5 protein-coding genes and 1 CRISPR repeat array are annotated in these 3,853 nt (G+C 71.3%); all 5 genes read right to left on the bottom strand.

Annotation, left to right across the window (positions count from 1 at the left end):
- Positions 1-218: 218 nt before the first annotated feature.
- A complete protein-coding gene (locus A3IG_RS31505) occupies positions 219-521 on the bottom strand; it encodes a hypothetical protein (protein WP_018386684.1) in 303 nt (100 codons plus the stop codon).
- Complete coding sequence (locus A3IG_RS0126865; protein WP_018386683.1) at positions 518-901, bottom strand: DUF7848 domain-containing protein; 384 nt, start codon at positions 899-901, stop codon at positions 518-520. The genes A3IG_RS31505 and A3IG_RS0126865 overlap by 4 nt, the downstream gene beginning before the upstream one ends.
- Positions 892-1,347 carry a hypothetical protein gene (locus A3IG_RS32165; protein WP_244885058.1) on the bottom strand — a complete coding sequence of 152 codons (456 nt, stop codon included), beginning with the start codon at positions 1,345-1,347 and terminating at the stop codon, positions 892-894. Before A3IG_RS32165 ends, A3IG_RS0126865 begins: the two co-directional genes overlap by 10 nt.
- A 65-nt stretch (positions 1,348-1,412) precedes the next feature.
- Positions 1,413-1,805, bottom strand: coding sequence for a hypothetical protein (locus A3IG_RS31495; protein ID WP_158676933.1), 393 nt, complete (start codon positions 1,803-1,805; stop codon positions 1,413-1,415).
- Between the two features lie 107 nt (positions 1,806-1,912).
- Complete coding sequence (locus tag A3IG_RS0126850; protein WP_018386680.1) at positions 1,913-3,142, bottom strand: helix-turn-helix domain-containing protein; 1,230 nt, start codon at positions 3,140-3,142, stop codon at positions 1,913-1,915.
- A gap of 282 nt (positions 3,143-3,424) precedes the next feature.
- Positions 3,425-3,840: a CRISPR direct-repeat array (repeat unit 29 nt; unit sequence GCCGTCATCAGCCCTGAAGGGTTCGCAAC).
- Positions 3,841-3,853: the final 13 nt, after the last annotated feature.

The raw sequence follows: 3,853 nt of genomic DNA, 5'->3' as shown, positions 1-3,853 counted from the left end.
GAGCTGGTCCGGTGTCATGTGTCACCTCCTGCCGTGACGGTGCCAGTGGACCTGGCCCACCGCCAGGTCGCGGTGGGTCCGTTCCGGCCGGCCGGGGGACCAGCCCGCCCGAGGCTGCACCCGGGGCCGCGTGGGCGCCGGCCGGAACGGAGATCAGGGGGTGGTGCCCCGCTCCCGTGCCGGTGCTGTGTGGGGAGGACACGGCACGGGAGCGGGGGTCAGGGGCCGGGCCGGCGGTGGCGGCCCGGGGGCGGAGGCTGGGACGCGGGGCGGATGCCGAGGAGCCGCGCCAGGGCCTGGCGGCACTTCGCGCAGGCGTACATTCCGGCGTGCTCGCCGTCGATCTTGACCGGGGCCAGCCACGCCACGGGCACGTCGGTGCGCTGGCAGTACAGATGGCACTGGCCCGGTGCCCACTGCTGCGGCGGGTCGATCCGGGGTGGGCGCTGGGCGGGCGGCGCCCCGACGCTTCGGGCCGCGGCCATCCGCTCGTGCTCGGTCGTCATCACGGGCCCGGTCACTGGGCGGGCACCTCCTCGGTGCCGGCCGGCTGGATCTGCTTGACGGCGAGGTAGCAGGTCGTGCCGGCGACGAAGCGGTCATGCCCGGGACGGCGGGCGTGCTCGACAGCCCACCGCCAGGCCCGCTGTGGGGCGGCGAAGTCGCCGCCGGACGCGCACCGGTGGCACATCACGCTGAAGTGTGGGTGCGGCTGGTCGGGGTCGAGGGCCAGGCCCGCGGGCGGCCCGTCGCCGGGGTTCGGTAACCGCCCCGGGGCGCCGGGCACCACGTTGAGCGCCGCATCCAACAGCCGCCCCTCGGCCGCGGCCTGGGCCTGCCACGCCGCGCGGGCCGCGGCCAGCCCGGTCCGCCACCTGGCGGCGCGCTCCCTCACCCCCATGGCCGCGACTCCCGGGTGATGCTGCGGCGGTTGACCTCCCGCAGCCGCGAGCGGATGCGCTGGCCCTGCTCCCTCCACGCCTGCCGCTCTGCGGCGAGACCGACCAGCGGCGCGTCGTCCTCCTCCTGGAGATGGGCTGTGGCGGCGAGCAGTGCGGCACACAGGTGGTCGGGGGGCGTCAGGTAGGAGTCGGCCAGGAACGGCACACGCCAGTGGGGGCCCGTGCCCTGGAGCATCCAGATCGGCGGGACGGCCACGAAGTCGTCGCGGGCCAGGACCGACACCCGGGGCATGGCCGGCCAGGAGTCGGCGGCCTGTGGGCGGACCAGCCAGTAGGCCACGCCGGTGCGACCGTCCGCTATCACCGACCCCGTCTCCCGCCCGAGGCGGTCCAGCACCGCGTCCGCCACCGCCGGGTCCGGGACCCGCACAGCGTCCCAATGCACCCCGGTGGCCACCGGCCAGGGAACGTCATCACAGGGCGGCCTCCACCCCTGCGGGGCTACGTCCGTCACCGCGCCCTCACCTCTTCCAGGGCCGCTGAGAGCGCGGTGGGGTCCACCAGATCCCCAGGCTCTTGTGGGGGGCGAAGCCAGTGGGTGCCCGCTCCTTTGACGAGCGTCACAGCCGGGATGCTGAGGTAGTCCCCTTCGTCCACACACGGCAGGTGAGGGTGTGTCCGGGCCGTGCCTGCGGGGACCAGCGCGTACACCACCCGCTCTTCCGGCACCAGGACGAAGGGGCCACGGATGTAGGTGGCCACCGTGCGGCCGGTGACGCTGTCCAGAGCCACAGCGTCCCAGAGACGGCCGGCGGGCAAGAGCGCCACGCCAGTGGACGTCCACCAGCGGTCGGCTCGGGTGGGGTCTGGGTCGGTGGCGGCGAGCCAGCGGGTAGTACTCAAGGTAATGCTCCCCTCGCTGCGGACAGTGAGGGGAGCATGCCGCCTCAGTGAGGACGCTCCCACACAAAATGTGAGGGTGAATCTCCGTCAGGAGTCTTGACAGGAACCTATGCGCCTGCCCACCGGGCGAAGCCAGCGAGGCTGTCATTGCTCGCCCGGTCCAGCCGCACGAGCGTAGCCGCCGCAGACCTCACCGTCGGATGCCAACGCACGTGATTCGGCGCGATCTCCCGGGCGCGGATCAGCGATCGGAAAGCTCCGTGTCGATCACCTTCGGCAAGGCGGGCGTGGGCCACGTCGATGTGGTGGTGCGACGCCCTCTCAGCCGCCAGACCGGTCGGCAGTTCCCACTCGTCCCTGTCCTGCTCGGCTCCCCACTCCCTCAACCGGGCGAGCGCCTGGTCGGTGTCCCCAAGATCGATCAGCGCCGCCACCTCATGGATGCGCACGTTGGTAGGACCGAACGACATCTCGTAGTGCTCACTGTCGATCCCACGCAGGTAGGTGGCCACGGTCCGCGCCTCCTCCAGTCGCCGTGCCGCAGCCTCCGGCTGGCCATCCCGGGCCTCCAGGATCGACAGCTTCAGCAGGACCGCGCCCTGCACCGCCAAAGCCGCATCAGTCAGCGACTCCTCAGGGGCGAGTCGGGTGATCTCCGCCTCCAGACCCTCCAAGACGCGACGCGCGGTGCCATAGGCGCCCGCGCGGACCATGGCGCCGGCCCGCAGGTAGGCCCCGGTCGCCTGCATCAGCGGATCGCCAGCACGGGCAGCGGCCCACTGCACCCGCTCGATCGCGGTCATCGAAAGATCGTGGTAGCCGAGCTTGTGCGCCAGCGAGTTGCTGGCGCGATATGTGCGAGCGAGCCACCAAAACGCCCGCCGCGCCACCGCTTCGTCCCGCGCTCCCAGCGCGGTGTGAGTCAGTTCCGCGAGGAGGCCCGGCAAGAGTGGGCCCATGGGCACGTAGCGGCCGTCCTGGCGCATCCGCGAGACCGTCTCGGCCTCGGCCTCGAGCACTGGCAGGGGCCGCGGTGCTGTGTCGAGGTCGTCAGGACTGTCGTAGGTGATCATGATGCGGCGAAGGTCCGGGATGACGGCCTGCACCGGTTCCGCGGCCTCCGTTCCGTTCATGTACGGCTGCCCGGTCAGCCGCTCCGGCCCCACCTGAAGCGCGCGGGCCAGCCGCGTCAAGGCACCCGGCGACGGAGACCGGTCGCCGCTCTCGTACTTCTCCAAGAGGCTGGCCGAGATGGCGACGCGTCCAGCGAGTTGCCGCACCGTCAGCCCGCGAACCTTCCGGACCTCGCGAATGCGCTGCCCGACGTGTGTGCTCATGGCACCCCCAACATGGTGGATTCGGCTGCCAGCGTACGGGCGGGAGCGACCCTCGGAACACGGGCACGCTTGTGCGATTCCTTCAAGGTGCCTGGACGTGAAGAAGTGCCCCCTCGTCGCCCGTAGGCGACGAGGGGGCATAGCTCATCGGTTCAGGCTTGCCGCCCGCTGCCATCGTCCGTCACGGCTGTGAACTGCGTAGATGCACAACCGCCGGAACGCTGCAAAACTAGACGCCAACGACCGCCGCATGGCCCGTCCGACCTGGGGCTTTACCCTCGGGCCGTCATCAGCCCTGAAGGGTTCGCAACGCGTAGACCGAGGCGTGGCCGCCCTTGATCCGGGAGCCGTCATCAGCCCTGAAGGGTTCGCAACGCGACCCTCGCCGCCTCTTGTGCCATCGCCGCCCCCGCCGTCATCAGCCCTGAAGGGTTCGCAACCACACGGGGAGGTAGCTGACGACGCGGTGGGGGCCAGTCGTCATCAGCCCTGGAGGGTTCGCAACAGGCGCGGCGGACCGTGGCCCGGATGCAGCTCCAGGGTCGTCATCAGCCCTGAAGGGATCGCAACCAGGTCCGTCACGGCGCCTGCATGATGCCCGCAAGTCGTCATCAGCCCTGAAGGGATCGCAACCTACCCGATCAAGGGCACTCTCGATACTGGCTTCCCGTCGTCATCAGCCCTGTAGGGTTCGCAACGAAGCCGCCCCGC

The sequence above is a fragment of the Wenjunlia vitaminophila DSM 41686 genome (assembly GCF_000380165.1).
Lineage (GTDB): Bacteria > Actinomycetota > Actinomycetes > Streptomycetales > Streptomycetaceae > Wenjunlia > Wenjunlia vitaminophila.
This window is presented reverse-complemented; position numbering and strand designations above follow the sequence as displayed.